The organism is Acidovorax sp. LjRoot38 (assembly GCF_964252975.1).
Classification (GTDB): Bacteria; Pseudomonadota; Gammaproteobacteria; order Burkholderiales; family Burkholderiaceae_C; genus Acidovorax; species Acidovorax facilis.
Genome location: NZ_CAXUPT020000014.1, coordinates 1 through 26,139, shown reverse-complemented (window position 1 = coordinate 26,139; position 26,139 = coordinate 1). Strand labels below are relative to the sequence as shown.

Sequence of the window (26,139 nt, the reverse complement as noted above, 5' to 3'; positions counted from 1 at the left end):
GTTACTGGCCCGCTGCGGTCGCTGAGCGCCGCAACGCCAGCCGCTCTTGCACTTCTTCGTAGCGGGGCGGCGTGCAGCCCGCCCGCTCCACACAGTGGCTGGCGCTGGCCAGCGCATGGTGCAGCACGGCGCGCAGCCGGGCCTCCGAAACGGGCGCCGTCAGGCCACCCGGGCGCAAGGTCAGGGCTTCTTCGCCCCGCTCAGGCCCTGCCAGCCAGGCGGTGATCAAACCCGCCAGAAAACAGTCGCCCGCACCGACCGTGTCCACCACCGTGATCGGCGCTTCTTCGCGCGCATGCACGGCCAGGCCGTCGCGTTGCAGCAGCCAGGCACCTTCCGGCCCCAGGGTCAGGGCAAGCCATTGCGCCGGTGTTTGCTGCTGCAAACAGTGGGCGCGTTCCAATGCGTTGGCGCCCGGAACGGCCAGCGCCTCCAGGTCATCGTCGCTCACCTTGATGAGGTGGGCGTGCTGCAGCGCAGCCATCACGTTGGCGCGGTAGGCACCGGCATCGTCCACGGCCGACAGGCGCAGGTTGGCATCCACCACCACCATGCGGCCTGCTGCGCGCTGCGCTGCCAGCCAGGGCTGGTAGATGGCTGCGTCCTGCGCCACCAGCGCCAGGCAGCCCGTGGCCACCACCTGCAGGTGGGGCTGGGCGGCGCACGCGGCAATGAGCGCATCGGCCGTCACCTGGCGGTCGGCCACCCCATCGCGGTAGAAGCTGTAGCTGGCCTTGCCCTCGGTATCCAGTGCGGCCAGTGCCAGCGCGCTGGGCGCACGCACCGGCGCTGGGGCGGCCAGGGCCACGCCCGCCTCCTGCAAGCCGTGGGCCAGTTGGCGGCCCAGCAGGTCGCCCGACAGCGGGTTGAGGTAGAGCGTGCCCACGCCCTGCAGGCCCAGCGCGCGGGTGAGGTTGTAGACCGCGCCGCCCGCGCAGGGCTTGAGGCGGCCATCGGGCTCTTCGATCAGGTCAAACAAGGCCTCGCCCGCCGTGGCCACCCGCAGCGGCGGTGCGGTGTGGGCGGGGCTGGAGTCGGCGGACCGGATAGGGAAAACCATAAGTAAATCCACTTGATTTATTAACTTGTCGGCCACTATAGTTCGATCCCATCCACCCGACAAGAGTGGTTCACCTGCCAGCCGCGCAGCACGGGGCCGACAGGAATCTGCCATCCCACAACCCGGAGACAACGCCATGCAACGCACCCCCGCCTTCGCGCTTTCTGCCCTTGCCCTCACCGGCGCCATGGCCTGTGGCCTGGCCCAGGCACAAACGTCCGAGCCCGTGATAGGCCTGATCACCAAGACCGACACCAACCCCTTTTTCGTGAAGATGAAAGAGGGGGCGACCGCCGAGGCCAAGAAGCTGGGCGCCAAGCTGGTGTCGGCCGCTGGCAAGACCGACGGCGACAACGCCGGCCAGGTCACAGCCATGGAGAACCTGATCGCCGCTGGCGCCAAGACCATCCTGATCACCCCCAGCGATGCGAAGGCCATCGTGCCCGCTATCAAGAAAGCCCAGGCGCGCGGCGTGATGGTGATTGCCCTGGACAGCCCCACCGACCCGATGGACGCGAGCGATGCCCTGTTTGCCACCGACAACTACAAGGCGGGCGAACTGATCGGCCAATACGCCAAGGCGGCTGCTGCAGGCAAGAAACCTGTGATCGCAACGCTGGACCTGTTCCCCGGCCACCCCGTGGGCGCGCAGCGGCATAACGGCTTCCTGAAGGGCTTTGGCCTGCAGGCCAACGATGCCAAGAGCAATGAGCTGTCGCGCCCCGCCGAAGTGGTCTGCATGGCCGACAGCTTTGGCGACCGCGCCAAGGGCCAGACCGGCATGGAAAACTGCCTGCAGAAGAACCCTGACATCAACATCGTCTACACCATCAACGAGCCCGCCGCAGCCGGTGCCTACAACGCGCTCAAGGCCGCAGGCAAGGAGAAGAACGTGCTCATCGTCTCGGTGGACGGCGGCTGCGCAGGCATTGCCGACGTGGGCAAGGGTGTGATCGCCGCCACCAGCCAGCAGTACCCGCTGCGCATGGCCGCCATGGGCGTGGCGGCAGGCGTGGAATACGCCAAGACCGGCAAGAAGGTCAGCGGCTACACCGACACCGGCGTGACGCTGATCGCTGCCAAGCCCATGGCGGGCGTGGACAGCAAGGATGTGAAGACCGGCACCGACCTGTGCTGGGGCGCCAAGTAAGAGCCGTTCTCAAAACTCTTCTGGCGTCGTTGCTGCGTCTTGTCGTACTACCGTACTGCCTGCGACGCAGCGCCTAGCCAGAACCGCTTCGCTGAGTTTTGCGATCGGCTCCCAACCGTCAACTGCTTTCTGAGCGCCCCCTTTGTCCACCCGCACGGAGCCGCCATGTCCTCGACCGCTTCCAAACTACCGCCCCTGGCCACGCTGGGGCCGTTCATCGCGCTGATCCTGGCGTGCGCCTTTTTTGCCACGCAGAGCGAGCGTTTCCTGTCGGCGCAGAACTTCGCGCTGATCCTGCAGCAGGTCATGGTGGTGGCGGTGATCGCCATTGGCCAGACGCTGGTCATCCTCACGGCGGGCATTGATCTGTCGTGTGGCATGGTGATGGCGCTGGGCGGCATCGTGATGACCAAGATGGCGGCGGACTACGGCCTCTCGGCCCCCGTGGCGATTGCCTGCGGCATGGCGGTGACCATGCTGTTCGGCCTGATCAACGGCCTCCTGGTCACGAAGATCAAGCTGCCGCCCTTCATCGTCACGCTGGGCACGCTCAACATCGCGTTTGCCGCCACGCAGCTGTACTCGGGCGCGCAGACCATCACCGACATCCCCGCTGGCATGACCGTACTGGGCAACACCTTCCAGCTGGGGCAGACCGCCATCGTCTGGGGCGCGGTGCTCATGCTGGTGCTGTATCTCATGACCTGGTTTGCGCTGCGCGAAACCGCGCCCGGCCGCCACGTGTACGCCGTGGGCAACAGCCCCGAAGCCACGCGCCTCACCGGCATTGCCACCGACAAGGTGCTGCTGGGCGTGTACGTGCTGGCGGGCCTGTTCTACGGCATCGCGTCGGTGCTGTCGGTGGCCCGCACCGGCGCGGGCGACCCGAACGCGGGCCAGACCGAGAACCTCGACGCCATCAGCGCCGTGGTGCTGGGCGGCACCAGCCTGTTTGGCGGGCGCGGCATGATTTTGGGCACGCTGGTGGGGGCGCTGATTGTGGGCGTGTTCCGCAATGGGCTCACGCTCATGGGCGTGTCGTCGGTGTACCAGATCCTGGTGACCGGCATCCTCGTGATCCTGGCCGTGGCCACCGACCAACTCTCGCGCAAAGGAGTGCGTTGATCATGACCACCTCCCCACACACCACGAACGCGCCGCTGGTCATGCAGGCCAAGGGCCTGGTCAAGCGCTACGGCCAAGTTACTGCACTCGACGGCGCCGACTTTGAGCTGCGCGCCGGGGAGATCCTGGCCGTGATCGGCGACAACGGCGCGGGCAAGTCGAGCCTCATCAAGGCGCTGTCGGGCGCCACCGTGCCCGACGAAGGCGAGATCCTGCTCGACGGCCAGCGCATCCAGTTCAAGAGCCCCATCGACGCACGCCGCGCGGGCATCGAAACCGTGTACCAGGACCTGGCCGTGGCCCCGGCCATGACGATTGCCGAGAACCTGTTCCTCGGCCGCGAACTGCGCCGCCCCGGACTGCTGGGCAGCGCGCTGCGCATGCTCGACAAAAAGAAGATGCTGGAAGAAAGCGTAGCCCGCATGGCCGAGCTCAAGGTCGGCATCCGCTCCATGACGCAGGCGGTCGAGACTCTCTCGGGTGGCCAGCGCCAGTGCGTGGCTGTAGCGCGGGCGGCAGCGTTCGCACGCCATGTTGTCATCATGGACGAGCCCACCGCCGCCCTCGGCGTGAAGGAGGGCAACATGGTGCTGGAGCTGATCCGCCGTGTGCGCGACAAGGGCCTGCCCGTCATCCTCATCAGCCACAACATGCCCCATGTGTTCGAGATTGCCGACCGCATCCACATCGCCCGTCTGGGCAAGCGCGCCGCCGTCGTCAACCCCAAGAAGATCAGCATGAGCGATACCGTGGCCGTGATGACCGGTGCCATGGCCGCGTCTGACCTGCCCGCCGAATGCCTTGCCTGAAACGCCCCATGCTGAAGAACATTGACCCCCTGCTGACCCCCGACCTGCTCAAGGTGCTGGCCGAGATGGGCCACGACGACGCCATCGTGCTGGCCGACGCCAACTTCACCGCCATGAGCCTGGGCGCGCGCAAGCCCGTGCTGCGCCTGCCCGGCATTGGCATGGCGCGTGCCGTGCAAGCGGTGGCCAGTGTGTTGCCCCTGGCGCAGGACGTGCCGCACCCTGTGGCCTACATGCAGGTGGGCGGCACCGAGGCGCCGTACCGATCGGCCCTGCAGCGCGAAACCATGGACGTGCTCGCACGCGAGGGCGTGACCAGCGAGCAGGCCGAAGGCGTGGAGCGTTTTGCGTTCTACGAGCTCGTCAAAAAGGCCTATGCGATCGTTGTGACGGGCGAGCTGCAGCCCTGGGGCAACTTCCTGCTGCGCAAGGGCGTCATCGGCGACACTCTGAACGCCTGATCGTTTCATCACCATGCTGGACACCGACGCATCCCTACCCGCCGTTGACAACACTGCCGCCAGCCCCGCGCTGCTGCGCCAGCGCGGCTCCAACCATGTGGGGCTGCGTCAGTTCAACGAGCGCGTTGTGCTGCAGGCGCTGCGCACCCACGGCAGCCTGGCCAAGGCCGAGATGGCACGGGTCACGGGCCTCACGGCACAGACCATCGGCCTCATCACCGCGCGGCTGGACGAAGACCAGCTGCTGCGCCGCGAAGCCCCGGTGCGCGGCCGTGTGGGCCAGCCTTCGGTGCCCATTGGCCTCAACCCCGACGGCGCCTTTGCCATCGGCATCAAGATCGGCCGCCGCAGTGCCGACTGGCTGCTGGTCGATTTCACCGGCCACGTGCGCGAGCGCATCGTGCTCGACTACGCCTTCCCCGACATCGACGTGCTTTTGCCCGCCATCCGCACGCACCTGAACCAGCTGCTCGACGGCCTGGGCCCGCTGCGCTCGCGCGTGGTGGGTGTGGGCGTGGCCGCGCCGTTCCAGTTGGGCGGCTGGCACCGCATGCTGGGGCTGACCGAGGCGCAGTCCGAAGCCTGGAACAACATCGACCTGACCGAGCAGGTGCAGCAGATGACCGAGCTGCCTGTGTCCTTTGCCAAGGACACCTCCGCCGCCTGCGTGGCCGAGCTGCTGCAGGGGCGCGGGCGCGACATCCCGAGCTTTTTGTACCTGTTCATGGACACCTTTGTGGGCGGCGGGCTGGTCATCAATTCGCACCTGCATCGCGGTCTGCATGGCAACGCGGGTGCGGTGGCTTCGCTGCCGCTGTCACCCGCCCAGCCGGGCCAGGCACCGGCGCAGCTCATCAGCCAGGCATCGCTGTGGGAGCTGGAGCAGCGCTTTCGCGAACATGGCCTCGACCCTATGGCCGCCTACGACAAGCGTGTGCTGCAGGCCCCGTGGCTGGAACACAGCCGGGGCTGGATTGCGCGCGCTGCGGCGGGCCTGGCGCACTGCATCGTCTCGGCCACCGCGTTTTTGGATCTGGACGCCGTGGTGGTCGATGGCGCCGCAGCCCCCGAGCTGCTGCAGGCCCTGTGCGAGAGCGCCCGCCACGCGCTGGCCGACTACAACTGGGAAGGCCTGCACCAGCCCCCCCGGCTGGAGCTGGGCACCATGGGCTCGGACGCCCGCGCGCTGGGCGGAGCGCTGCTGCCGCTGCATGCGTGTTTCGCGCCGGATACAGACATCTTCCTCAAGGCCTGAGAAGAGCATGGGACTGTGAAGGTTTGCTATTAAAAATATAGCTATTTGCGCACATCCATCAAGCGCTAGGCCGTATTTTTATTCAAATTTCTCGGCCAAGGCTGCTTCAGGCTCAGCTCCCGCCGCGATCCAGACCCGCCAGGATCGCCCGCGCCACTTCGGCAAACCCCGCGCCACGTTCGCCCTGGGTCACATAACGCGGCAGGTGCTGCAGTTGTGGCACAAAGCGCGCGATGTTGGCCACCCCCACGCTGTGGGGGAAGTGCTCGAACATGAGCTGGTCGTTGGTCGAGTCGCCCACATACACCCAGCGGTCGATCTCCGCGTCGAGGTCGCGTCCCAGCAACTCGCGCACGATCCAGCGCGCGCCCTCCAGCTTGTTGTGCGCCCCGAACCAGCCGTTGATGTGGATGCTGCTCACGGTGGCGTTCATGCCTGCGGCGCGCAGGATCGCCACGCATTGGTCGATCCGCTCTTGGGGCAGGTGTGTGAACTCACTGTGGTCGATGGCGATGTCCGTTTCACGTCCGGGCGAGTCGGTCGCGCGGCGGGCGCCGGGCACCCTGGCTTCGATGTCAGCCAGCACTTGCTGCATGCGGGCGAAATGGGCTGCGCGCGTGGCTGCATCCTGTTGATATCGTTTTAATAGCGCATCGCGCTTGTCCAGAGAGCGCTGCAGGGCCACAGCACCATTCTCGGCCACGATGGCATCCACAGGCCAGGCGGCCGCAAAGGGCTCGCTCCAGCCTACGGGGCGACCTGTGATGGGAATCACGGCCAGTCCCCGGGCCTTGAGCGACTCCAGCGCCTGCACCACGTGCGCAGGCACTACCCCCTCCGTGGTCAGCGTGTCGTCGATGTCGGTGAGCAGGCCGACGAGGCGGGCGGGAGGATTCCAGGTACTCAACGGAAGCATGGGGGAACGAGAAGACATGGGGATGGCGAGAGGGGGCGTTGGTGAAAGTCGCGGAGGGCTGTCGCTCGGGCTTGCACCTTTTTCTGTGGACGAAGAGATGGCTGCTTCTAACGGACACTTTGGGCAGGTTGCCCACGCGCCAAGCTCGGGAGTTTCTCTGCGACCCTTTCGGGGGGCATGGGCACCATGTCCCCACCACGGAACTCGAATAGCTGCAGGGTGGCCAAAGGGACCTGTTCCAGGCCACGGCCCTTTTCGTCCACGACATGCAAATCGCCTGGCTGCGGCTTTGGCGCAAACAGGTCGGCGGTGTTTCTGGCGCGGATCAGTACAGAGCGTTTGTATCCATCATCGGTGCCTCCGAACTCTGGGACTACGAATATGGCCTGCCGCTCTTTGTCGAGTGACAGGGCAAAGCGATACAGCGTGTCCCAATACGCCAGGTTGGGCCTGAGCGCCTGTTTCTCCTGCGCATGCAAACCTGCCAGGGCCGCAACAAGCGCTGCGCCTCCGACAAGGGCAAAAACCGGGCGCGTCTCTCGCGGCCAGACGACCGCCAGGCAGGCTGAAAACGCCACCCACGGCACGAACAGGTAACGGTCCGGACTGTGAATTCCCGGAAAGGCCGTCAGCGGTATCAGCGGCAGCAGGACGATGCCCAAGGACACGAAGAACACAGGCGCATGGAGGCGGCGCTTCACGGCCGCAAGACACAGAAGGCCGAGAAATACAACGGCAAGGATGTTGCCGGGCGGTTTTGAGCCGAGGAGCAATTTGGGAACCCGGAGCAACTGGCGCAGGGCCTCGCTGGCATCGAAAACCCCTTGGCTGTAGCCGCCCACGAGGCGCCCAAGTAGCAGGTAGCGCCACCCTATGTAGACCAGTGCAATCAGCACAAACGGTATCAGAGCACGCACCCGTTGCTGCCGCGTGCCCACGGGCAGGAAGGGCAAGAGGACGACCAGGGGTACATAGACTTCCTTGCAGGTAGTCGCCAGCAGGTAGGCCAGGGTCGACAGCCCCAGCCAGTATCCGCGCCCGCCTTTGAGATACCGGGTCCACCCCAGTATCGACAGCATGGCGAACACGAAGCCGGTCGCATAGTGCCCATGCATCAGTCCCGCCGCGATGTGGGCAGTGGGCTTGCCAAGCAACAGCGCAACGGCGCCGATCAGTGCGGGCAGGGGCTCCACCCACTCTCGCAACACGGCATAGAACAACGCGGCTCCCAGCCCCACGAGCAGCAGCAAGTGCGCGTAGTGGCCCGCGGCGGCCATGCCGAACAAGCTCAGGTTGATGTCGTAGAACAGCAGGTTCCATGGAGCGACATTGGCGCTGGAGTGCCCCTGGGCAATGTGGGGTTCCAAGAAATATTGCCAGGGTGTGTATTGGGCGGCGTAGCTCAGGTGAGCGCCGTCATCCCAGCGCCAAGATCCCTGGAGTGATGCGCCATGCACCAGCAGGGTGAGCAGAGACAGAAGCAGTGTGGCGCTTAGACACTCGATCCAGGGGTGGCGGTCGATGTATTCGCGCAGCGCGAGGCGCGCGGCTTTCAATGCTGGAGCATCCATTGCCAATGACGCAGGAAGTTGAGCGCTGCAGGCGTGTAGTGGCTAGGAGTGTGGGCGGCAGAAGGCGCATCGGCTGCAACGCGCGATAAACCGGTCTCGCGTGGTACCACCTCCCGCGCCCAGGGGCCCACACTGGGCTTGTCGGTAGCACCACGCGATCCCCGGTTTTCGCACGTTTCGCTTCGATGCCTTCTGCTGTCCACACTCCTAGGCACATCACGCCCTCGGGTCAAAGTCTTCAGCAGCAGCCAGTCCGCACCGACCAGGGCCAGTGCGGAAATGGTGGAGCCGATGCCAGTTCTGGTGCAAAGCGGCGCCATGGAGAAATTGATCGGCTGACTGCGCAAGAATTTCCCCCTCTTGTGCGGGCTATGCGCCCTGCAGCGCCAACCCCGCATGCTCGCGCAGCGGGTGGAAATGGATCTTCGGAAACCGCTCTTGCGCTAGGCGCACGTCATACGGGCTGGTGCACAGGTAGGCCAGCGTGTCGGCCGCGTCGTGCGCCAGCCGCAGCGGGTAGGCGTCGGTGAACGCGCGCAGGTCGGCCGCGTTGTCGGCGGTGATCCAGCGCGCGCCGGTGTACTGGCAGCCTTCCAGGCGCACGTCGGCGTCGTACTCGGCCTTGAGGCGGTGCTGCACCACTTCAAACTGCAGCTGGCCCACGGCGCCCAGCAGCATGTTGCCGCCTGCGTCGGGCTTGAAGACCTGGATCGCGCCTTCCTCACCCAGCTGGGCCAGGCCCTGCTGCAGCTGCTTGGTGCGCAGTGGGTTCTTGAGCACCACGGTCATGAACATTTCGGGCGCGAAGAAGGGCAGGCCGGTGAACTGCAGGTTGGCGCCATCGGTGATGGTGTCGCCCAGCTGCACGCCGCCGTGCGTGGTGAAGCCGATGATGTCGCCTGCGTAGGCTTCTTCGACGGCCTCGCGGCGTTGCGACATGAAGGTCACCACGCTGGTGGGACGCAGCTCCTTGGAGGTGCGCTGTACCTTGAGCTTCATGCCCGGCATGTACTTGCCCGAGGCCACGCGCACAAAGGCGATGCGGTCGCGGTGGTTGGCATCCATGTTGGCCTGCACCTTGAACACCACCCCGGCAAAGCCTTCGTCTTCGGGCTGGATGGTCTTCACCACGGGTTGCTTGTTCACTTCAAGCGTGCTCACGCGCGGGCCGGGGGGAGGGGCCATGTCCACCAGGGCATCGAGCACTTCCATCACCCCGAAGTTGTTCACGCCGGAGCCGAAGAATACGGGGGTGAGCTTGCCAGCAAGGAAGGCTTCATGGTCCCACGCGGGCGATGCGCCCACGGCCAGTTCCATGCTCTCCAGCGCGGCGTCGAACTCGGCGCCAAAGCGTGCGCGCAGTGTGGCTTCGTCGGACAGGGGGATCGCTTCAAAGTCCTGTGGGCGGCGTTCGCTGCCGGACTCGAACACCGTCATGGTCTTGGTGCGCAGGTTGATGATGCCGCCAAAGCTCTTGCCCTGGCCCACGGGCCAGGTCATGGGGCAGCAGGGCATGCCCAGCTCGCGCTCCACCTCGTCCATGATGTCCAGTGGGTCGCGCACTTCGCGGTCCATCTTGTTCACGAAGGTGATGATGGGCGTGTCGCGCTGACGGCAGACCTCGATCAGGCGGCGGGTCTGTGCTTCCACACCGTTGGCTGCGTCGATCACCATCAGCGCCGAATCGACGGCGGTGAGCACGCGGTAGGTGTCTTCCGAGAAGTCCTTGTGGCCGGGCGTGTCGAGCAGGTTGATCACGTGCTCGCGGTACAGCATCTGCATCACCGAGCTGGCCACCGAGATGCCGCGCTGCTTTTCGATTTCCATCCAGTCGGAGGTGGCGTGGCGGCTGGCCTTGCGGCCCTTCACGGCGCCGGCGATCTGGATCGCGCCCGAGAACAGCAGCAGCTTTTCCGTCAGCGTCGTCTTACCCGCGTCAGGGTGGGAAATGATGGCAAAGGTGCGGCGGCGCCGGGTTTCTGGGGCGTAGGACACAGGGGGTTCCTGAATGGGATGGGTGCGGGGCAGAGCGCCCTGCGCAAGAATCTTCAGGCCGGGACCGGCGTGGGACGCAGGGGCGGCAGTGGCGGGATTTTACTGTTCCGTGCAAGGCCGAGGACGGATTCATCCCGGGGCATGGTGCGGGGAATGCACTTGCTTTTATAATCCGCCGATCCGAGGAGCGTTGCAGCGTCCCCAGCACAGGCGGGGCGTGAGGCTCGGAGTCATCTAGCAACGACGCTCATCCACTTCTCGTGTGGTGAGCTTTTTCACTCCCGCGACAGTGGTTTTTCAAACATGCTTTGGAGCAAGAAACCATCATGAACGCACGCGTCAACGCCCCGGTCAACACCGACTGCATCATTGCCGATATCGGCCTGGCCGCATGGGGCCGCAAAGAAATCCGCATCGCCGAAACCGAGATGCCCGGCCTCATGGCCATCCGCGAGGAATTCGCGCCCAAGCAGTCGCTCAAGGGCGCCCGCATCACGGGCTCGCTGCACATGACGATCCAGACCGCCGTGCTGATCGAGACGCTGCAGGCCCTGGGCGCTGAGGTGCGCTGGGCTTCTTGCAATATTTTCTCCACGCAAGACCACGCCGCCGCCGCCATTGCTGCCGCCGGTACGCCCGTGTTTGCCATCAAGGGCGAGACCCTGGCCGAATACTGGGACTACACCCACCGCATTTTTGACTTTGGCCCCGCCGGCACCGAAGGCGAAGGCCCCAACCTGATCCTGGACGACGGCGGCGATGCCACGCTGCTGATGCACCTGGGCAAGCGCGCCGAAAAGGACGCCTCGCTGATCGCCAACCCCACCAGCGAAGAAGAGACCTGCCTGTTTGCCTCCATCAAGGCCAAGCTGGCTGAGGACCCGACCTGGTACAGCCGCAAGAGCGCCCAGATCATCGGCGTGACCGAAGAAACCACCACCGGCGTGCACCGCTTGAAGGAAATGTCGGCCAAGGGCTCGCTGATGTTCCGCGCCATCAACGTGAACGACTCGGTGACCAAGAGCAAGTTCGACAACCTGTACGGTTGCCGTGAATCGCTGGTGGACGGCATCAAGCGCGCCACCGACGTGATGATCGCTGGCAAGGTGGCCGTGGTGGCCGGCTACGGCGACGTGGGCAAGGGCAGCGCCCAGGCCCTGCGTGCACTGAGCGCCCAGGTGTGGGTGACCGAGATTGACCCCATCAACGCCCTGCAGGCCGCGATGGAAGGCTACAAGGTCGTGACCATGGAATACGCTGCCGACAAGGCCGATATCTTCGTGACCACCACCGGCAACAAGGACGTGATCCGCCACGAGCACATGCTGGCCATGAAGGATCAGGCCATCGTCTGCAACATCGGCCACTTTGACAACGAGATCCAGGTGGCGTCGCTGGAGCAGTACGAGTGGGAAGAGATCAAGCCCCAGGTGGACCACGTGATCTTCCCGGACGGCAAGCGCATCATCCTGCTGGCCAAGGGCCGCCTGGTGAACCTGGGCTGCGGCACGGGCCACCCGAGCTTTGTGATGTCGTCGAGCTTTGCCAACCAGACCATTGCCCAGATCGAGCTGTTCACCCATAGCGACTACTACGAAAACGGCAAGGTCTACGTGTTGCCCAAGCACCTGGACGAAAAGGTGGCCCGTCTGCACCTCAAGAAGGTGGGCGCCATGCTGACGGAGCTGACCGACGAGCAGGCCGCCTACATTGGCGTGCCCAAGCAAGGCCCGTACAAGCCGGACACCTACCGCTATTGATCCCGCGCCCCAGGCGCGTTGCGCGCCTTGGCGGCATGCCGCCGGTGCGCTGGTGGATCACTGCATCGTGGTTGCTAGTATTGTGATAGCTGCTTGCGCTTGATGGATAAGCGCTGGAGGCTGATTTGACTCTTGAAGGATGAGCGCCATGCGTGCAGATGTATTTTTGGTGGAAGCGGGCCATGCGGCCACGCGCTCGCAAGCGCAGCGGCTGATTGCTGCGGGCGTGGAGTGGCGTCTGTCACCCCTGGCGCCCTGGCAGAAGGTGGCCAAGAACGGCGATGACATCCCGTCCGTGGCCGAGGTGAAGCTGCTGGACGATGCTGAGGCCAAGTACATCTCTCGCGGTGGCCTCAAGCTGGAAGGCGCCTTGTTGGCCACGGGGCTGTCCGTGGCCGGGCTGCGCTGCCTGGATGTGGGGCAGAGCACCGGCGGCTTTACCGATTGCCTGCTGCAGCAGGGCGCAGCGCAGGTCATCGGTGTGGACGTGGGCCATGGCCAGCTCCACGAGCGGCTGCGCAGCGATCTGCGTGTGGTCTGCGTGGAGGGCGTGAACGCGCGCTCGCTGACCGCCCAGGCCCTGCAGGAAGCCTGCGAGCTGGCGCTCTCTGAAGTCGTCGAAGCCGACGAAGACAACGAAACCCAGCCCGAGGCGCCCTACAGCTGGATGCGCAACGGCGGCCTGGTGGACGAAGCCTACGACGATAGCGGCGACGCCAAGGACCAGGACATCGAAGCCTTCAAGTCCGAGCGCGCCCAGCGCGCCGAAGCCCGCGCGCAGGGCACACTGCCCGTCCAGCGCAGACGCCGCGCCGAATGCGCGGGGGTGGACACGACACCGGCGTTCGACCTGGTGACGGGGGACCTGTCCTTCATCTCGCTGACCCTGGTGCTGCCCGCCATCGCCGCATTCCTGCGCCCTGACGGCCACCTGCTCATGCTGGTCAAGCCGCAGTTTGAACTGCAGCCCGGCCAGGTGGGCAAGGGCGGTGTGGTGCGGGATGCCGCCCTGTATGCCGTGGTGGAAAAACGCATCCGAGACTGCTGCGCCGAACTGGGTCTGGCCGTGCAGGCCTGGCTCGACAGCCCCATCCAGGGCGGCGACGGCAACCATGAATTTTTTGTTTATGCGAGGAGGGCACCATGATTGCTGCCAATGCCCAGGGCACCGGTTTTCCGGTGAGTTTCGAATTTTTTCCGCCCAAGACGCCCGAAGGTGCGGACAAGCTGCGGGCTGCGCGCCAGCAGCTGTATGCGCTGCACCCGGATTTCTGCTCGGTGACCTACGGCGCCGGTGGCTCCACGCAGGAAGGCACTTTTGGCACGGTGCGTGAAATCCTGGCCGAAGGTGTGAGCGCCGCCTCGCACTTCTCGTGCATTGGTGCCACACGCCAGTCCGTGCGCGAGCAGCTCGCCACGCTCAAGGCCATGGGCGTCAAGCGCCTGGTGGCGCTGCGCGGCGATCTGCCCAGCGGCTACGGCGCGGGCGGGGAGTTTCAGTACGCCAGTGACCTGGTGGCCTTCATCCGCGCGGAGACGGGCCGGGATTTCCACATCGAAGTGGCCGCCTACCCCGAGGTGCATCCCCAGGCCAAGTCGCCCGAGGCAGACCTGAACGCCTACATCGCCAAGGTTCAGGCGGGTGCGGACTCGGCCATCACCCAGTATTTCTACAACAGCGATGCGTATTTCCGCTTTGTGGAAGACACACAGCGCCTGGGCGCCAACGTGCCTGTGGTGCCGGGCATCATGCCCATCGGAAGCTCCACGCAGCTGATGCGTTTCTCGGACGCCTGCGGTGCCGAGATTCCTCGTTGGATACGCCTGCGCCTGCAGGCGTTTGGCGACGACACGGCCAGCATCAAGGCCTTTGGGCTGGATGTGGTGACCGACCTGTGTGACCAGCTGCGCAGCGCGGGGGTACCCGCACTGCACTTCTACACCATGAACCAGAGTGCGGCCACTCTGGAAATCTGCCGCCGCCTGGGGATCTGACGGCCACGGCGTGGCTACCATTAGCACTTTGCAACATTTGCAGGGGGATGGTGGTCATGGAACGAGCTGGGGTGGCGGTATGGTGTGCGCTGTGTGTGTGGGTGTTGGGCATGTCGGGCGTTCAGGCGCAGACCCGCTACCACTGCCGGGACGATAGCGGGAACACCTTTGTCCTGTCGCGGCCGTGTCCTGACGGTGCCCGCACCACAGCCGCTGTGGCGGGGCCTGCCCCGGCGCAATATTCATCGCCACGTTATGACAGCTATTCGCCGGTGCGGTCATCGCCCGAAACCCCGGACCACCATCAGTACTTGAGCGCGCGCTGCCGGGCCCTGGATGAAAACATCCGGGGAGCGTATGGCCGGGGCATCAAGGCCGACGTGGTGGAAGGAATGCGGCGCGAATACCGGCGCGATTGCCGGGAGGAGGAGCAGGATGCGTACTCACGGCTTTCGGCGGAGCGCCGCCACCGCGACAAGCAGCGCCGGGAAGACGAAAAGTCTGCCCAGATCGCAGCACAGGCTTCCAGGGAGCAGCAGGAGCGGCACGCCCAGCAATGCGCCGAGTCTCGCCGCATTCTTACCAACAAACGCGCCAGAACGGATTTGACGGATGGAGAGAAAAACGATCTGCGACGGTTTGAGGAAGCATTTCTGGAGCGCTGCAAGCGCTAGCGCCCACCTGCGGCTGCTGCCCCTGCTGGTTGCGGTCTGCTGTGCGTGGTTGCCTGCTGCGCAGGCAGAGGGGGCCGGTAACACTGCAGAGCCCTCCACCCCGAATGCCGTGGATGCCGCGTTGGCCGAGGCGGGGCTGCTGGATGAGGAGGTGCAACCTCTTGGTGAGCCCATTGACGCTTCATGGGCTGCGCCTTCGGGGGAGTCTGGCCGGTACGAGGTGGCGCCAGAGACCGGACTCGCGTCCTGGTACGGGCCTGGGTTTCACCGGCGCAAGACGGCCAGTGGCGAGCGGTTTGACATGCATGCAATGACCGCTGCGCACCCCACCCTGGCGTTTGGCACCTTCATCTGTGTGCGCAGCCAGATCACGGGCCGAGGGGTTGTGGTGCGCGTGAATGACCGGGGGCCCCATGCGCGGGGCCGGATCGTGGACTTGAGCCGCGCTGCAGCCATTGCCCTGGGGCTGCACGGTCTGGGGCTCAAGCCGGTGGAGGTGTTTCCTGTGGCCAATGGAGAATCGACCTGCCCTGAAGAGTGAGGACGTGGGGGCGGATGGGCCGTAAGAACGACCCGCCACTTGGACGCATCAGCCGCCTGATTCCAGGGTGTGCGTGGCGTGTTTGTCCTGGGCCAGCAATTCCACCATTTGTGGCAGTGCGGTTTTGAGCGCGGCTTTCAGGGTGAAGGGCGGGTTGATCAGAAACATGCCACTGGCTGGCAAGCCTGGGCGCTTGACGTCGCCAGCAGCGTTTTCGGTGAGCTTGCTGTTCTTGACGGTCAGCGTGGCATGCAGCCAGCTTTTGCCTGCCTTGGTGGCCAGGGTCTTGAGACGGCGAGGCAGGTCGTGCGCCTCGGGGCGCGGGATGATGGGGTACCAAAAGGCGTACGTGCCGGTGGCAAAGCGCTTGAGCGAATCCGCCGCCATATCGAGCACCTTGGCATAGTCGCTCTTGATTTCATAGCTGGGATCGCACAGTACCAAAGCGCGGCGGGCCGGTGGAGGCAGGAATTTCTTGATCCCTTCGAACCCGTCTTCGTGCAGCACGGCCACCTGGCGGCCTGCTTCGAGCTGGGCCACGTTGCCCGCCAGAGCGCGCAGGTCGGTGGGATGCAGCTCAAAGAGCTTGAGTTTGTCGTGGTCGCGCAACAGGCGCTGGGTGATGAACGGGGAGCCTGGGTAAACCCGCAGCGTGTTGCCCTGGTTGAAGGCACGGACCATGTCCACATAGGCCTGCAGGGCCGGCGTGAGGGTTGGGGCCGTGGGGGCAAACAGGCGGACGATGCCGTCTGCAGCTTCGCCGCTGGTGCTGGCGTAGTCGCCATCGAGCCGGTAGAGGCCCGCGCCCGCATGCGTGTCCAGCACGGTGAGGGCCGCGTCTTTCTCGGTAAGGTGTTGCAAGGCGGCGATCAAGACCGTGTGCTTGAGCACATCGGCATGGTTGCCTGCGTGGAAGGCGTGGCGATAACTGAACATGGCTCTATGGTAACGAGTGCGCCCTGTCGCCTCCCTGGGCCGGGTCGAGGGGTGGCAGCACTGGGTGGCGGGCACCAGAGGCCGGGTCATGGTTTCATGCGAATTTGTCATGGGCTGAGGGTGGCCTGGAACCATGGCGCGGCACAATCGGTGTATCTCTGACCAGGGTGTGTAACTTTTTTGGCAGACGGGAAGCCTTTTGTTTCTGTAGCACGTGCTGGCATGCTTCATGATTGCGTTTGGAGCGGTGTTGGCACCCGTTCACCCACAATCTCTGTCGAAACAAGCCCGCACGCCACACCCTTTCCACCATGATCGCAAGTTCCAGCCAAGCCCCAGCCAGCGGTGTCAGCCATGTGGATGCGCTGCCGCCAGGCACCCGCCTCGCTGAGTTCGAGATCCTTGCGCTCCTGGGGGTTGGCGGGTTTGGCATGGTCTACAAAGCCTTTGACCACTCCCTGCACCGGGCCGTGGCGATCAAGGAATACATGCCTTCGGCGCTGGCGGGGCGTGCGCAGGGCCAGTCGCTCTGGGTGAGATCCTCGTCGGACCAGCAAACGTTCCAGGCCGGGCTGGCCTCTTTTGTGGGTGAGGCGCGCCTGCTGGCGCAGTTTGACCACCCTTCGCTGGTCAAGGTGTTCCGCTTCTGGGAGGCGAACAACACCGCCTACATGGTCATGCCCCTCTACAGCGGTATGACCTTCAAGCAAGCCCGTGCCCAGATGCGCACCCCGCCGCCCGAGATCTGGCTGCGCAAGGTGCTGTGGTCGGTGCTGGGTGCCCTGCGGGTGCTGCATGACGGTAAGACCCTGCATCGGGATATTTCGCCCGACAACATTTTTCTGCAGGACATCGGCCCCCCGGTGCTGCTCGACCTGGGCGCTGCCCGGCACGCGATCAACGACCAGGACCGCAAACACACCGCCGTCCTCAAGGTCAACTACGCGCCCATAGAGCAATATTCCGATGGCGACGAGGATTTGCGCCAGGGCCCGTGGAGCGACCTGTATTCCCTGGCTGCGGTGGTGCATGGCTGCTTGTGCAACGACACGCCGCTGCCTGCCACGTTGCGCTCCATCCGCGATCGCATGGTGTCGTTCTCCCGCGTGGCCAGAACCGTCAAGCGCCAGTTTGGCGTGGAGTATTCCGCGCCTTTCGTGGCGGCGATCGCGCAGTCGCTGGCGCTCAAGCCGGAGGACCGGCCGCAGAGCATCGACGCGTTCCTGCAGCTCATGGAGATGACGTCCGCGCCGGAGGGGAGCGAGCACTTCGACTTCCGGAACGACCTGGGGGATATCTGGGTGGAGCCTGCCGATCAGCCGGGCCCGGGCTTGGTAACGCCTACGGTGGATGTGACCTCAGCACCCAGCATCGTGGCAGAGATGCACGCCCAGGCGCAACGCGCCACCGGGAACGGAGTGGTCCACGATGCCGGAGGGCGTGCCACTCCCGCGGGCGAAGCGAATGTTGGCGGAGACACCGTCATGCTGGGCGGCCCGGACACTGTGGCTGCCGATGCGGGTGATACGGTCTTCATCGACGCAGGAGACACGGTGGTGGTCGATGACTCCCGCTACGACGATCCTGCGGGCGGCCACCAGCCGGGGAACACCACCCGCCATGCGTCCGACCATCGGCCACAGCCATTGGAGCGGGAGATCGCCCGCCCCCACGGCAAGGCGGTGAAAACCACGCGGCGCTCGCCGGTTCTGGTGTGGCTCGGGGTGGCTGTGGTGGCCGTGGTGGTTTCTGCCGCCGGCCTGCGCTGGGCCCAGAGCAGCAAGGCGCCGCAGGACGACATCATCACCGAGATGGCAGAGCCGCCCGCAGCGCCGCCGCCTGCAGTGATGGAGACGGCGCTGCAGGACCCGGCCGCAGCGGCCTCTGCTGCTGTGGACGGCGCTGCGAGCGATACGGTGGCTTCTGCATCCATGCCTGCGCCAGCACTGGTCCCTGCTTCTGCTCCGCGCGCCCCCACTCGTGCGCGACGGGCCGCCCCTGAGCCGGCTCCGACCCCGATCGTGGTGCATGAGGAGCCGCCCCCGCCACCGCCCCCCGTGGTGGCCGAGCCCAAGCCCCGCCCGCCACCACCGCGTGTGCCCAGCCCGCAAGAGGCCTGTGCAGATGCCAATTTCCTCGCACGCCCCATGTGCATCCACCAGGAATGCCAGAAGCCGTCCCAGGCCAATCAGCCCATCTGCGTGGAGAACCGCCGCCGCTACGAAGCCGACGAGCAGCGCCGCCGGCAGACCCCCAATTAGCCGTGGGCGAGGGGGCCGTGGGCTGCTTTCCGGCTACGGGCTTGCGCCACAGGCCTGCAAATTCGTATAATCGCGGGCTTCGCAGCGCTTTTGTGGTCCCGCGGCGAAGACTTTACGCCACCTAAGAGGCTTCCTTCAGAGAAGCACCGACCGTGGAAAAGGACCCGCCAAACCCTCTTTTGAAGAGAAAACTCATGACTACTACTTTCAGCGCAAAGCCCGCTGAGGTTGTGCACGAGTGGTTTGTGATTGACGCGACCGACAAGGTCCTCGGACGAGTAGCCAGCGAAGTTGCTCTCCGTTTGCGCGGCAAACACAAGGCCATTTACACGCCTCACGTCGATACCGGTGACTTCATCGTCATCATCAACGCCGCCCAGCTCAAGGTCACCGGCACCAAGTCCCTGGACAAGGTGTACTACCGCCACTCGGGTTACCCCGGCGGTATCACGGCCACGAACTTCCGCGACATGCAAGCCAAGCACCCCGGCCGCGCGCTGGAAAAGGCTGTCAAGGGCATGCTGCCCAAGGGCCCCCTTGGCTACGCGATGATCAAGAAACTCAAGGTGTACGGTGGTGCTGAGCATCCCCACACCGCCCAGCAGCCCAAAGTGCTGGAAATCTAAGGAGCCTTGAGATGATTGGTGAATGGAACAATGGCACCGGCCGTCGCAAGTCCAGCGTCGCCCGCGTGTTTCTGAAAAAAGGCTCCGGCAAGATCACGGTGAACGGCAAGGACATCCAGTCCTACTTCGGCCGCGAAACCTCGATCATGATTGCCAAGCAACCCCTGGCGTTGACCAACCATGTCGAAACCTTCGACATCCAGATCAACGTGCACGGTGGTGGTGAATCCGGCCAGGCTGGTGCTGCCCGCCACGGTATCACCCGTGCTTTGATCGACTACGACGCATCCCTCAAGCCCGTCCTGAGCCAAGCTGGCTTCGTGACGCGTGATGCCCGTGAAGTCGAGCGTAAGAAGGTCGGTCTGCATTCCGCACGCCGCGCCAAGCAGTTCTCCAAGCGTTAAGCTGGTTGGGCTCTGGAGGGATGGCGGCTTTCGGGCTGGCATCCTTCTCCCTGCGAAGCTTTCCTCGGACTGCTTTACAGAACAAAAAACCGCCTTCGGGCGGTTTTTTCGTTTCACGATGACTCCAGCACCGAACTTTGCCGGACTACGCCAAAGCCCGATATAGCAGGTTTATCAATAACTTAGGCGCGTTCATCATATGCCGGTGCTTTCTGAAACCTGACCCGGCTTGTGTCCTCATGGCTCCCATGTGGCCCTTGCAAAACGGGTCTTTTGAGGAGTCATCATGGCCAAAATCAAACTCACCAAATCCGCCGTCGATACGGCGCAACCCCAGGCGCAGGCCGTCGAACTCCGGGACACGCTGGTGCCCGGCTTCCTGTGCAAGATTACACCAGCGGGCCGCAAGGTGTTCATGCTCCAGTACCGCACGAACGCTGGCGAGCGCCGCAAGCCTGCCCTGGGCTTGTTCGGGGAGTTGACCGTCGAGCAGGCCCGCTCGCTAGCGCAGGAGTGGCTGGCCGAGGTTCGTCGAGGCGGCGACCCCGGCGGGGCCAAAGCTGCCGCGCGTGCTGCCCCCACGGTCAAGGAATTGTGCGAGAAGTTCATGGAGGATCACTCCAAGCAGCGCAACAAGCCCAGCACGCAGGCCGGCTACCAAAAATGCATCAACCGCAACATCGTCCCGATGCTGGGTCGCATGAAGGTGCAGGATGTGAAGCGCCCGGACGTGGCCACGGCGATGAAGAAGATGGCGCACAAGCCCGCCGACGCGAACCGCACGTTCAGCGTGATGCGCAAGATGTTCAACCTGGCCGAGGTGTGGGGCTACCGGCCAGACGGCACCAACCCTTGCCGCCACGTCCCGATGTACCCCAGCGGCCAGGCCACCCACCTCATCAGCGATGAGGAAATGGGCAAGCTGTTCCAGTATCTCGACTATCTGGAAACCGACGGGCTGGGCCTGGATCATGCGATTCTGCCGCTGGCCATCCGGCTGCAATTCGAGTTCGCTGGCCGCCGCTCCGAGATCATCACTCTGCAATGGGATTGGGTGGATCTGGAGAACCGGCGCGTGGTCTGGCCCGACAGCAAGACCGGCGGCATGTCCAAGCCCTTGAGTGAGGAAGCCTACCGGCTGCTGTCCACCGCGCCGCGCCAGGACGGCTGCCCGCACGTGTTCCCCTCGCCGAACCATCCGGGGCTGCACATGACCACGGGCGAGTATTACGGCGGCTGGACGCGCATCCTCAAGCGCGCCGGTGTGAGCCACGTGGGCACGCATGGCATCCGCCACCGCTCGGCGACCGACATTGCCAACTCGGGGATTCCGGTTAAGGTCGGCATGGCCCTGACGGCTCACAAGACCGTGGCGATGTTCATGCGCTACGTCCACACCGAGGACAAGCCGGTGCGCGAGGCGGCCGAGTTGGTGGCCAACCGGCGCCAGGCCATCGCGGGCATCCGGCGTAACGCGCCGACCGAGGCCGTGACCGCTTGAGCCGCCAGCCCGGATTGTCGTGCCACTGTCACGACAATCCGGGCGCTTGCAATATATACCCGAACGGATATAATCATGAACCCTGAACGCAAGCTGCTGTATTGGGAAGGCTCCTCGAAAAAGGACTTCAAGGAATTTCCCATCGACGTGCAGAAAGACATGGGCGTGGCCTTGTTCATCGTCCAGTTGGGCAGCACGCCGGATTCGGCCAAGCCCTGGAAGGGGCTGGGTTCCGGCGTGTACGAGTTGGTGGAAGACCACCGGGGGGATACCTTCCGGGCCGTCTACACCGTGAAGGTCGGCGACGCAGTGCATGTGCTGCATGCGTTCCAGAAGAAGTCCAAGTCCGGCATTGCCACGCCGCAGCCGGACGTGGAGTTGATCGAGAAGCGGCTGAAAGCAGTGCTCGCCCGCTATGGGGCGAGCGGGAGATAGATGATGACCCGTATCGACCATCCCGAAGGCACCGACAACGTGCTGGCAGACCTGGGCTTCGACGATGCCGAGGAACTGACGGCCAAGGCCGCGCTCGCCCTCAAGCTCAACACCCTGATAGAGCAACGCGGCCTGAGCCAGGTGGAAGCGGCGGCGATCACCGGCATGACCCAGCCCAAGGTGTCCCAGGTGCGCCGCTACAAGCTCCAGAACATCTCGCTGGAGCGGCTGATGCAGGCGCTGGTGGCGCTGGATCAGCGGGTTGAGATCGTGGTGCGGCCCGCGCGGCGCACGCATGTGGCGGGTATCGCGGTGGCGGCCTGACCGGAATGGATAGCCCCGCCGAGCATTCGCCAGACAGTGTCTGGCGGATTTCCCGTCAGATGTTCCGGGCCTGAACACACAACCCTCGGCGGCAAGCTGAGGCACGGATCCTGTCGCTGCCGGGTGATCGCTGCTGCCGTCGCATGACAGCGATGCTCAATTTCCCAGACAGTGTCTCGGAAATCTGGTCGTGCATCGGCATCGATCCCGCTGTCTAGATCGACCCGAGCTAGTCTGTCTATTCCAGTTTGGTTGGATGATGGCATGATCCATTAACTTGTTAGCGGATGTCACTTGAGATGCAGTTTGTTCGTCACGGCCCTGATATTCCCGAAAGGCTCTTGCAGGCTCACGAAGACGGGTGTGTAGTGTTCTTCTGCGGCGCGGGCATTTCCTACCCCGCGCGGCTACCCGGCTTTTCTGGTCTGGTGGACAAGCTCTATCAAGCCCTTTCGGTCACCCCAAATCCGGTACAGCAGTCTGCAATCAAGGCCGGGCAGTTCGACACCGCCATTGGCCTGTTGGAAGCGGATTTCGTCGGTGGCCGAGGGAAAGCGCGCAGTGAACTGGCGAAAATTCTGACGCCAAACCTTACGGCTCCGAATGCGATGGTCACACACGAAGCCCTGCTGACGCTGGCACAGAACCGCGAGGGCCGCACACGACTCATCACAACCAACTTCGACCGCTTGTTCGAGGAAGTCAGGACTGCGAAATCGCTGTCGTTTCCAGACTTCAAGGCACCCCTACTCCCAGTGCCGAAGACCCGATGGGATGGCTTGGTGTATCTGCACGGCCTGTTGCCCGTTACGGCAACGGCAGGCGATCTGGATCGGCTCGTGGTTTCCAGCGGAGACTTTGGGCTGGCCTACCTGACAGAACGCTGGGCCGCGCGCTTTGTGAGCGAGTTGTTCCGAAATTTCACGGTTTGCTTCGTTGGCTACAGCATCAACGATCCGGTGTTGCGCTACATGATGGATGCGTTGGCCGCCGACCGTCTACTGGGGGAATCTCCGCCGGAGATGTTCGCATTCGGCAGTTATTCCAAAGGGAAGGAGGTGGATCGCGCTAGCGAATGGAAGGCAAAGAATGTCACGCCCATCCTCTACCGCGAGCATCAGCACCACGCCTATCTTCACAAGACCCTGCGCGCCTGGGCGAACACCTACCGCGACGGTGTGCGCGGCAAGGAGCGTATCGTCGTCGAATGCGCCATCGCCCGCCCGCTGGTGAGCACGAAGCAGGACGATTTCGTCGGGCGGATGCTATGGGCGTTGAGCGATCCGGGCGGTTTGCCCGCAAAGCGGTTCGCAGAACTCGACCCCGTGCCCTCGCTGGACTGGCTAGAGCCGTTGAGTGAGGAACTCTATTGCCATGCTGACTTGGGACGATTCAGTGTGCCGCCCCAAACTGCTGTGGACGACAAGCTCGCCTACAGCTTGATCAATAGGCCCACTCCATACCCGCTTGCGCCATGGATGAGGATTGTCGATGCCGGGCATCGCAGCAGTGGATGGGATGCGGTGATGTCCCAACTGGCCCATTGGCTGCTCCGTCACCTCGACGACCCGAAGCTGTTGATCTGGCTGATCAAGAGCGGCGGCCACCTGCACAATCAATTGGTCTGGTTGATCGAACATCGTCTCGACGAACTAGACAAACTCGCCAACGATGGCAACTCCACCGAATTGGATCGCATTCGAGCGAATGCACCGAACGCCATTCCCCGTCCCGCGATGCGAACGCTCTGGCGCTTGCTGCTCAACGGGCATGTGAGATCCGGGCTGCGTGATCTCAGTCTGTATCAGTGGCACGATCAATTCAAGCGCGATGGGTTGACTGCCAGCGTGCGCTTGGCTCTTCGAGAAGTATTGACCCCTTGCTTGTCATTGCGCGAGCCATTCCGCTGGTCTGATGCGGACGATGACGACGAAGCGCAGGATCGCATCAAGGGCATTGTGGAATGGGAAGTCGTACTGGCGTCAGACCACGTTCACTCCGGCCTGCGCGACCTGCCCAAGAATGAACAGTGGACGGCGGCACTGCCGGAACTGCTGGACGATTTCAGTGCCCTGCTGCGCGACGCGCTCGATTTGATGCGTGAGCTTGGCGGAGTGGATAGTGAAAACGATCATTCGTATATCCATCAACCTTCGATTTCAGAACACTCACAGAACAAGGACTTTCACGACTGGACGGCGCTGATCGAACTGACCCGCGATGCGTGGTTGGCCATCGCGGCGAAGTCGCCGGAACGGGCACGCATCGTGGCTGAGACCTGGACGCACGGGGCGTATCCGGTATTTCGACGTCTCGCGCTGTTTGCCGCAACACAGGGGCGTGTCATTTCACTTCGGCAAGCTCTCGACTGGCTGTTGGCGGATGGTAGGCGGTGGCTTTGGTCGGAAGAGACCATGCGCGAAACCATGCGCCTGCTGGTTTCTTTGGCATCGCAACTGGACACAGCGCTGCTGGCCGAGCTGGAACAGGCCGTTCTGTCTGGACCGCCCCGCGATCTGTATCGCGACGATATCGATTCTGATGCTTGGAACAACATCGTTGATCACAGTGTATGGCTGCGGCTTGCGAAGATAGTCCAAGCAGGCGCAACCCTCAGCGAAGCAGGACAATCACGGCTCCATACTCTCTCAGCACAGAACCCGTGGCAGCTTGCATCGGATGAGAGTGACGAATTTCCCATCTGGATGGGAGGCGGCTGGGTCGGTGACCGCGATCCGTGGAAGCCATTCACTCCTATTCCGCGCATGAGGCGTGAGGTGCTGAACTATCTGTTGGCACATCCCGTTCTGGAAGACTCGCAGCAAGACGATTGGCGCAAGCTGTGCTCGGAGATGTTTCAGGCAACGGCCTACGCCTTGTGCAAACTCGCGCAGCAAGACAATTGGCCGGGCGAACGCTGGCGCGATGCGCTGCAAGCCTGGGCGGAAGCAAAGCTGCGCGACCGTTCGTGGCACTTCATGGCTCCAGTTGTCGCCGGTGCCCCTGATGACTTGATGCAAACCTTGTCTCGCGGCATCGGTTGGTGGCTGCAAGCCGTGGCGAAAACCTTCAACGGTCATGAAGATCACTTTCTAACGCTTGCTCAGCGCATCTTGGGCTTGGATTTCGAGGACGATGGCGACACTGACGATCCGGTCTCCCGTGCCATCAATCATCCCGTCGGCCACGTGACGCAAGCATTGCTGGATTGGTGGTATCGCCAAGAACTGAATGATGGGCAGGGGCTGCCGGAACTCATCAAGCCCATCTTTACGGAGCTTTGCGATACGCAGGTCGCCAAGTTCAGGCACGGTCGGGTATTGCTGTCGGCCCATGCTCTCTCATTGTTCAGGGTGGATAAAGTTTGGTCGGAGCAGCATCTTTTGCCACTGCTTGACTGGAACCGTTCGGAAATCGAAGCACAGGCAACTTGGGAAGGCTTCCTTTGGTCACCACGGCTGTATCGCCCGTTGATGGAAGCGATCAAGCCGGTCTTTCTCGACACTGTGAATCACTATGCGCAACTGGGCACGCACAATGAGCAGTTCACGGCGTTCCTGACATTCGCAGCACTCGATCCCGGAGACACTTTCACAGTAGCGCAACTGGCTACTGCCATCCGCGCACTTCCCGCTGATGGCCTGCGCGAATCGGCTAGAGCCTTAGTGCGCGCGCTGGAAGGTGCAGGTGATCAGCGCGAGGATTACTGGAAGAACCGGGTCTTACCGTTCTGGGAAAGGATCTGGCCGAAGTCCAATGATCAGGCATCGGGCGCAAGCGCGGAGTCGCTGGCTCGTCTGTGCGTCGCGGCAGGTGGTGAGTTCCCGTCAGCGATGGCGACGATTGGAAATTGGTTGCGTCCAGTTCAGCACCCCGACTATGTGATTCATCGGTTGCAGGAATCTGGCCTATGCGCCCGTTTTCCCGAGAACGCGCTGCAACTGCTATCCGTCATCTTGGGCGACCAGCCATCGTGGCTATCGCCGGAGCTACGCCGATGCCTTGATGCCATCGGTCAAGCAGTGCCGAACCTACTCCAGGATCGCAGATTTATGAGACTGGACGAACTCGCCAGGAAATTCGGGAGATAGCGGCAGGTAGTGAGCATGCATATCTGCCTGTTCTGAAACTGCGTGATGGAGTCCGCCTTGGGCGACGTCGCTCCTGCGGTGGCAGTGCTGTCGGCTGACGCCGTGATCATGGTGTGCTTGGACTCCCTGGGCATCCCCAGCCCTCTGGGAGATGGCCGGTCGCGCTGTCGTGCTGCGCATCGAACCCCCTGCGGGGTTTCGCCCCTGACGGGCTTCCATCGTTCCCTCGCTCCGCTCGGCTGACGCCTT

At 63.8% G+C, this 26,139-nt stretch carries 22 protein-coding genes and 1 riboswitch; of the genes, 17 read left to right on the top strand and 5 right to left on the bottom strand.

Annotated elements, in window-relative coordinates:
• Position 1: 1 nt before the first annotated feature.
• Positions 2 to 1,060, bottom strand: coding sequence for a PfkB family carbohydrate kinase (locus tag ACSQ22_RS21130; RefSeq protein WP_436131464.1), 1,059 nt, complete (start codon positions 1,058 to 1,060; stop codon positions 2 to 4).
• Positions 1,061 to 1,196: 136 nt separating this feature from the next.
• On the opposite strand from ACSQ22_RS21130, the gene ACSQ22_RS21125 reads away from it, so the two are divergent.
• The 5 genes from ACSQ22_RS21125 to ACSQ22_RS21105 all read left to right on the top strand — a co-directional run bounded on the left by ACSQ22_RS21125 (position 1,197) and on the right by ACSQ22_RS21105 (position 5,860).
• Positions 1,197 to 2,210, top strand: a complete 1,014-nt coding sequence (locus ACSQ22_RS21125) for a sugar ABC transporter substrate-binding protein (protein WP_436131463.1) — start codon at positions 1,197 to 1,199, stop codon at positions 2,208 to 2,210.
• A 165-nt stretch (positions 2,211 to 2,375) separates the two neighbouring features.
• A complete protein-coding gene (locus ACSQ22_RS21120; RefSeq protein ID WP_436131462.1) occupies positions 2,376 to 3,335 on the top strand; it encodes an ABC transporter permease in 960 nt (319 codons plus the stop codon).
• A gap of 2 nt (positions 3,336 to 3,337) precedes the next feature.
• A complete protein-coding gene (locus ACSQ22_RS21115; RefSeq protein ID WP_055393072.1) occupies positions 3,338 to 4,144 on the top strand; it encodes an ATP-binding cassette domain-containing protein in 807 nt (268 codons plus the stop codon).
• Positions 4,145 to 4,152: 8 nt separating this feature from the next.
• Complete coding sequence (locus ACSQ22_RS21110; RefSeq protein WP_055393075.1) at positions 4,153 to 4,605, top strand: RbsD/FucU family protein; 453 nt, start codon at positions 4,153 to 4,155, stop codon at positions 4,603 to 4,605.
• A 13-nt stretch (positions 4,606 to 4,618) separates the two neighbouring features.
• A complete protein-coding gene (locus ACSQ22_RS21105; protein ID WP_436131461.1) occupies positions 4,619 to 5,860 on the top strand; it encodes an ROK family transcriptional regulator in 1,242 nt (413 codons plus the stop codon).
• A 112-nt stretch (positions 5,861 to 5,972) separates the two neighbouring features.
• Here ACSQ22_RS21105 and ACSQ22_RS21100 read toward each other — a convergent pair whose 3' ends face one another.
• The 3 genes from ACSQ22_RS21100 to ACSQ22_RS21090 all read right to left on the bottom strand — a co-directional run bounded on the left by ACSQ22_RS21100 (position 5,973) and on the right by ACSQ22_RS21090 (position 10,342).
• The gene (locus ACSQ22_RS21100; protein WP_436131500.1) at positions 5,973 to 6,776 is read right to left on the bottom strand and encodes an HAD-IIB family hydrolase; all 804 of its coding nucleotides are present in this window, start codon (positions 6,774 to 6,776) and stop codon (positions 5,973 to 5,975) included.
• A 107-nt stretch (positions 6,777 to 6,883) separates the two neighbouring features.
• Entirely contained in the window at positions 6,884 to 8,347 is a 1,464-nt protein-coding gene (locus tag ACSQ22_RS21095; RefSeq protein ID WP_436131460.1) for a hypothetical protein, read from the bottom strand.
• 369 nt (positions 8,348 to 8,716) lie between these two features.
• A complete protein-coding gene (locus tag ACSQ22_RS21090) occupies positions 8,717 to 10,342 on the bottom strand; it encodes a peptide chain release factor 3 (protein WP_228896083.1) in 1,626 nt (541 codons plus the stop codon).
• A gap of 176 nt (positions 10,343 to 10,518) precedes the next feature.
• A riboswitch (S-adenosyl-L-homocysteine riboswitch) is annotated at positions 10,519 to 10,598 on the top strand.
• Between the two features lie 70 nt (positions 10,599 to 10,668).
• Here ACSQ22_RS21090 and ahcY point away from each other — a divergent pair.
• The 5 genes from ahcY to ACSQ22_RS21065 all read left to right on the top strand — a co-directional run bounded on the left by ahcY (position 10,669) and on the right by ACSQ22_RS21065 (position 15,312).
• Positions 10,669 to 12,102 carry an adenosylhomocysteinase gene (ahcY, locus tag ACSQ22_RS21085; protein ID WP_121422878.1) on the top strand — a complete coding sequence of 478 codons (1,434 nt, stop codon included), beginning with the start codon at positions 10,669 to 10,671 and terminating at the stop codon, positions 12,100 to 12,102.
• Between the two features lie 148 nt (positions 12,103 to 12,250).
• On the top strand, positions 12,251 to 13,249 hold the full coding sequence (locus tag ACSQ22_RS21080) for a TlyA family RNA methyltransferase (RefSeq protein ID WP_436131459.1): 999 nt from the start codon (positions 12,251 to 12,253) through the stop codon (positions 13,247 to 13,249).
• Entirely contained in the window at positions 13,246 to 14,097 is an 852-nt protein-coding gene (gene metF / locus ACSQ22_RS21075; protein ID WP_121421226.1) for a methylenetetrahydrofolate reductase [NAD(P)H], read from the top strand. Before ACSQ22_RS21080 ends, metF begins: the two co-directional genes overlap by 4 nt.
• Before the next feature lie 110 nt (positions 14,098 to 14,207).
• Entirely contained in the window at positions 14,208 to 14,771 is a 564-nt protein-coding gene (locus ACSQ22_RS21070; protein ID WP_436131458.1) for a hypothetical protein, read from the top strand.
• 109 nt (positions 14,772 to 14,880) lie between these two features.
• A complete protein-coding gene (locus ACSQ22_RS21065; RefSeq protein WP_436131457.1) occupies positions 14,881 to 15,312 on the top strand; it encodes a septal ring lytic transglycosylase RlpA family protein in 432 nt (143 codons plus the stop codon).
• A 48-nt stretch (positions 15,313 to 15,360) separates the two neighbouring features.
• Here ACSQ22_RS21065 and ACSQ22_RS21060 read toward each other — a convergent pair whose 3' ends face one another.
• Complete coding sequence (locus tag ACSQ22_RS21060; protein ID WP_121508503.1) at positions 15,361 to 16,248, bottom strand: 23S rRNA (adenine(2030)-N(6))-methyltransferase RlmJ; 888 nt, start codon at positions 16,246 to 16,248, stop codon at positions 15,361 to 15,363.
• 311 nt (positions 16,249 to 16,559) lie between these two features.
• Here ACSQ22_RS21060 and ACSQ22_RS21055 point away from each other — a divergent pair, with 311 nt between their 5' ends.
• The 7 genes from ACSQ22_RS21055 (at position 16,560) to dsr1 (ending at position 25,890) form a co-directional block, all read left to right on the top strand.
• Positions 16,560 to 18,509, top strand: a complete 1,950-nt coding sequence (locus ACSQ22_RS21055) for a serine/threonine protein kinase (RefSeq protein WP_436131456.1) — start codon at positions 16,560 to 16,562, stop codon at positions 18,507 to 18,509.
• 194 nt (positions 18,510 to 18,703) lie between these two features.
• Positions 18,704 to 19,135 (top strand): 50S ribosomal protein L13, encoded by a 432-nt coding sequence (rplM, locus tag ACSQ22_RS21050; protein WP_008907237.1) that lies wholly within the window; start codon positions 18,704 to 18,706, stop codon positions 19,133 to 19,135.
• An 11-nt stretch (positions 19,136 to 19,146) separates the two neighbouring features.
• Positions 19,147 to 19,539 (top strand): 30S ribosomal protein S9, encoded by a 393-nt coding sequence (rpsI, locus tag ACSQ22_RS21045; RefSeq protein ID WP_005798582.1) that lies wholly within the window; start codon positions 19,147 to 19,149, stop codon positions 19,537 to 19,539.
• Positions 19,540 to 19,825: 286 nt separating this feature from the next.
• Complete coding sequence (locus ACSQ22_RS21040; RefSeq protein WP_296338936.1) at positions 19,826 to 21,040, top strand: tyrosine-type recombinase/integrase; 1,215 nt, start codon at positions 19,826 to 19,828, stop codon at positions 21,038 to 21,040.
• A 75-nt stretch (positions 21,041 to 21,115) separates the two neighbouring features.
• On the top strand, positions 21,116 to 21,475 hold the full coding sequence (locus ACSQ22_RS21035; RefSeq protein WP_008905693.1) for a type II toxin-antitoxin system RelE/ParE family toxin: 360 nt from the start codon (positions 21,116 to 21,118) through the stop codon (positions 21,473 to 21,475).
• 3 nt (positions 21,476 to 21,478) lie between these two features.
• Entirely contained in the window at positions 21,479 to 21,799 is a 321-nt protein-coding gene (locus ACSQ22_RS21030) for a helix-turn-helix domain-containing protein (RefSeq protein ID WP_034694820.1), read from the top strand.
• A gap of 299 nt (positions 21,800 to 22,098) precedes the next feature.
• Positions 22,099 to 25,890 (top strand): anti-phage defense-associated sirtuin Dsr1, encoded by a 3,792-nt coding sequence (gene dsr1 / locus ACSQ22_RS21025; protein WP_296338931.1) that lies wholly within the window; start codon positions 22,099 to 22,101, stop codon positions 25,888 to 25,890.
• Positions 25,891 to 26,139: the final 249 nt, after the last annotated feature.

Coding starts and splice junctions, on each gene's coding strand:
- ACSQ22_RS21030 (WP_034694820.1), top strand. CDS start 21,479: ATGACCCGTATCGACCATCCCGAAGGCACCGACAACGTGCTGGCAGAC.
- ACSQ22_RS21115 (WP_055393072.1), top strand. CDS start 3,338: ATGACCACCTCCCCACACACCACGAACGCGCCGCTGGTCATGCAGGCC.
- ACSQ22_RS21120 (WP_436131462.1), top strand. CDS start 2,376: ATGTCCTCGACCGCTTCCAAACTACCGCCCCTGGCCACGCTGGGGCCG.
- ACSQ22_RS21125 (WP_436131463.1), top strand. CDS start 1,197: ATGCAACGCACCCCCGCCTTCGCGCTTTCTGCCCTTGCCCTCACCGGC.
- ACSQ22_RS21035 (WP_008905693.1), top strand. CDS start 21,116: ATGAACCCTGAACGCAAGCTGCTGTATTGGGAAGGCTCCTCGAAAAAG.
- ACSQ22_RS21055 (WP_436131456.1), top strand. CDS start 16,560: ATGATCGCAAGTTCCAGCCAAGCCCCAGCCAGCGGTGTCAGCCATGTG.
- ACSQ22_RS21060 (WP_121508503.1), bottom strand. CDS start 16,248: ATGTTCAGTTATCGCCACGCCTTCCACGCAGGCAACCATGCCGATGTG.
- ACSQ22_RS21105 (WP_436131461.1), top strand. CDS start 4,619: ATGCTGGACACCGACGCATCCCTACCCGCCGTTGACAACACTGCCGCC.
- ACSQ22_RS21130 (WP_436131464.1), bottom strand. CDS start 1,060: ATGGTTTTCCCTATCCGGTCCGCCGACTCCAGCCCCGCCCACACCGCA.
- rpsI (WP_005798582.1), top strand. CDS start 19,147: ATGATTGGTGAATGGAACAATGGCACCGGCCGTCGCAAGTCCAGCGTC.
- ACSQ22_RS21040 (WP_296338936.1), top strand. CDS start 19,826: ATGGCCAAAATCAAACTCACCAAATCCGCCGTCGATACGGCGCAACCC.
- ahcY (WP_121422878.1), top strand. CDS start 10,669: ATGAACGCACGCGTCAACGCCCCGGTCAACACCGACTGCATCATTGCC.
- ACSQ22_RS21080 (WP_436131459.1), top strand. CDS start 12,251: ATGCGTGCAGATGTATTTTTGGTGGAAGCGGGCCATGCGGCCACGCGC.
- ACSQ22_RS21100 (WP_436131500.1), bottom strand. CDS start 6,776: ATGCTTCCGTTGAGTACCTGGAATCCTCCCGCCCGCCTCGTCGGCCTG.
- dsr1 (WP_296338931.1), top strand. CDS start 22,099: ATGCAGTTTGTTCGTCACGGCCCTGATATTCCCGAAAGGCTCTTGCAG.
- metF (WP_121421226.1), top strand. CDS start 13,246: ATGATTGCTGCCAATGCCCAGGGCACCGGTTTTCCGGTGAGTTTCGAA.
- rplM (WP_008907237.1), top strand. CDS start 18,704: ATGACTACTACTTTCAGCGCAAAGCCCGCTGAGGTTGTGCACGAGTGG.
- ACSQ22_RS21110 (WP_055393075.1), top strand. CDS start 4,153: ATGCTGAAGAACATTGACCCCCTGCTGACCCCCGACCTGCTCAAGGTG.
- ACSQ22_RS21095 (WP_436131460.1), bottom strand. CDS start 8,347: ATGGATGCTCCAGCATTGAAAGCCGCGCGCCTCGCGCTGCGCGAATAC.
- ACSQ22_RS21070 (WP_436131458.1), top strand. CDS start 14,208: ATGTCGGGCGTTCAGGCGCAGACCCGCTACCACTGCCGGGACGATAGC.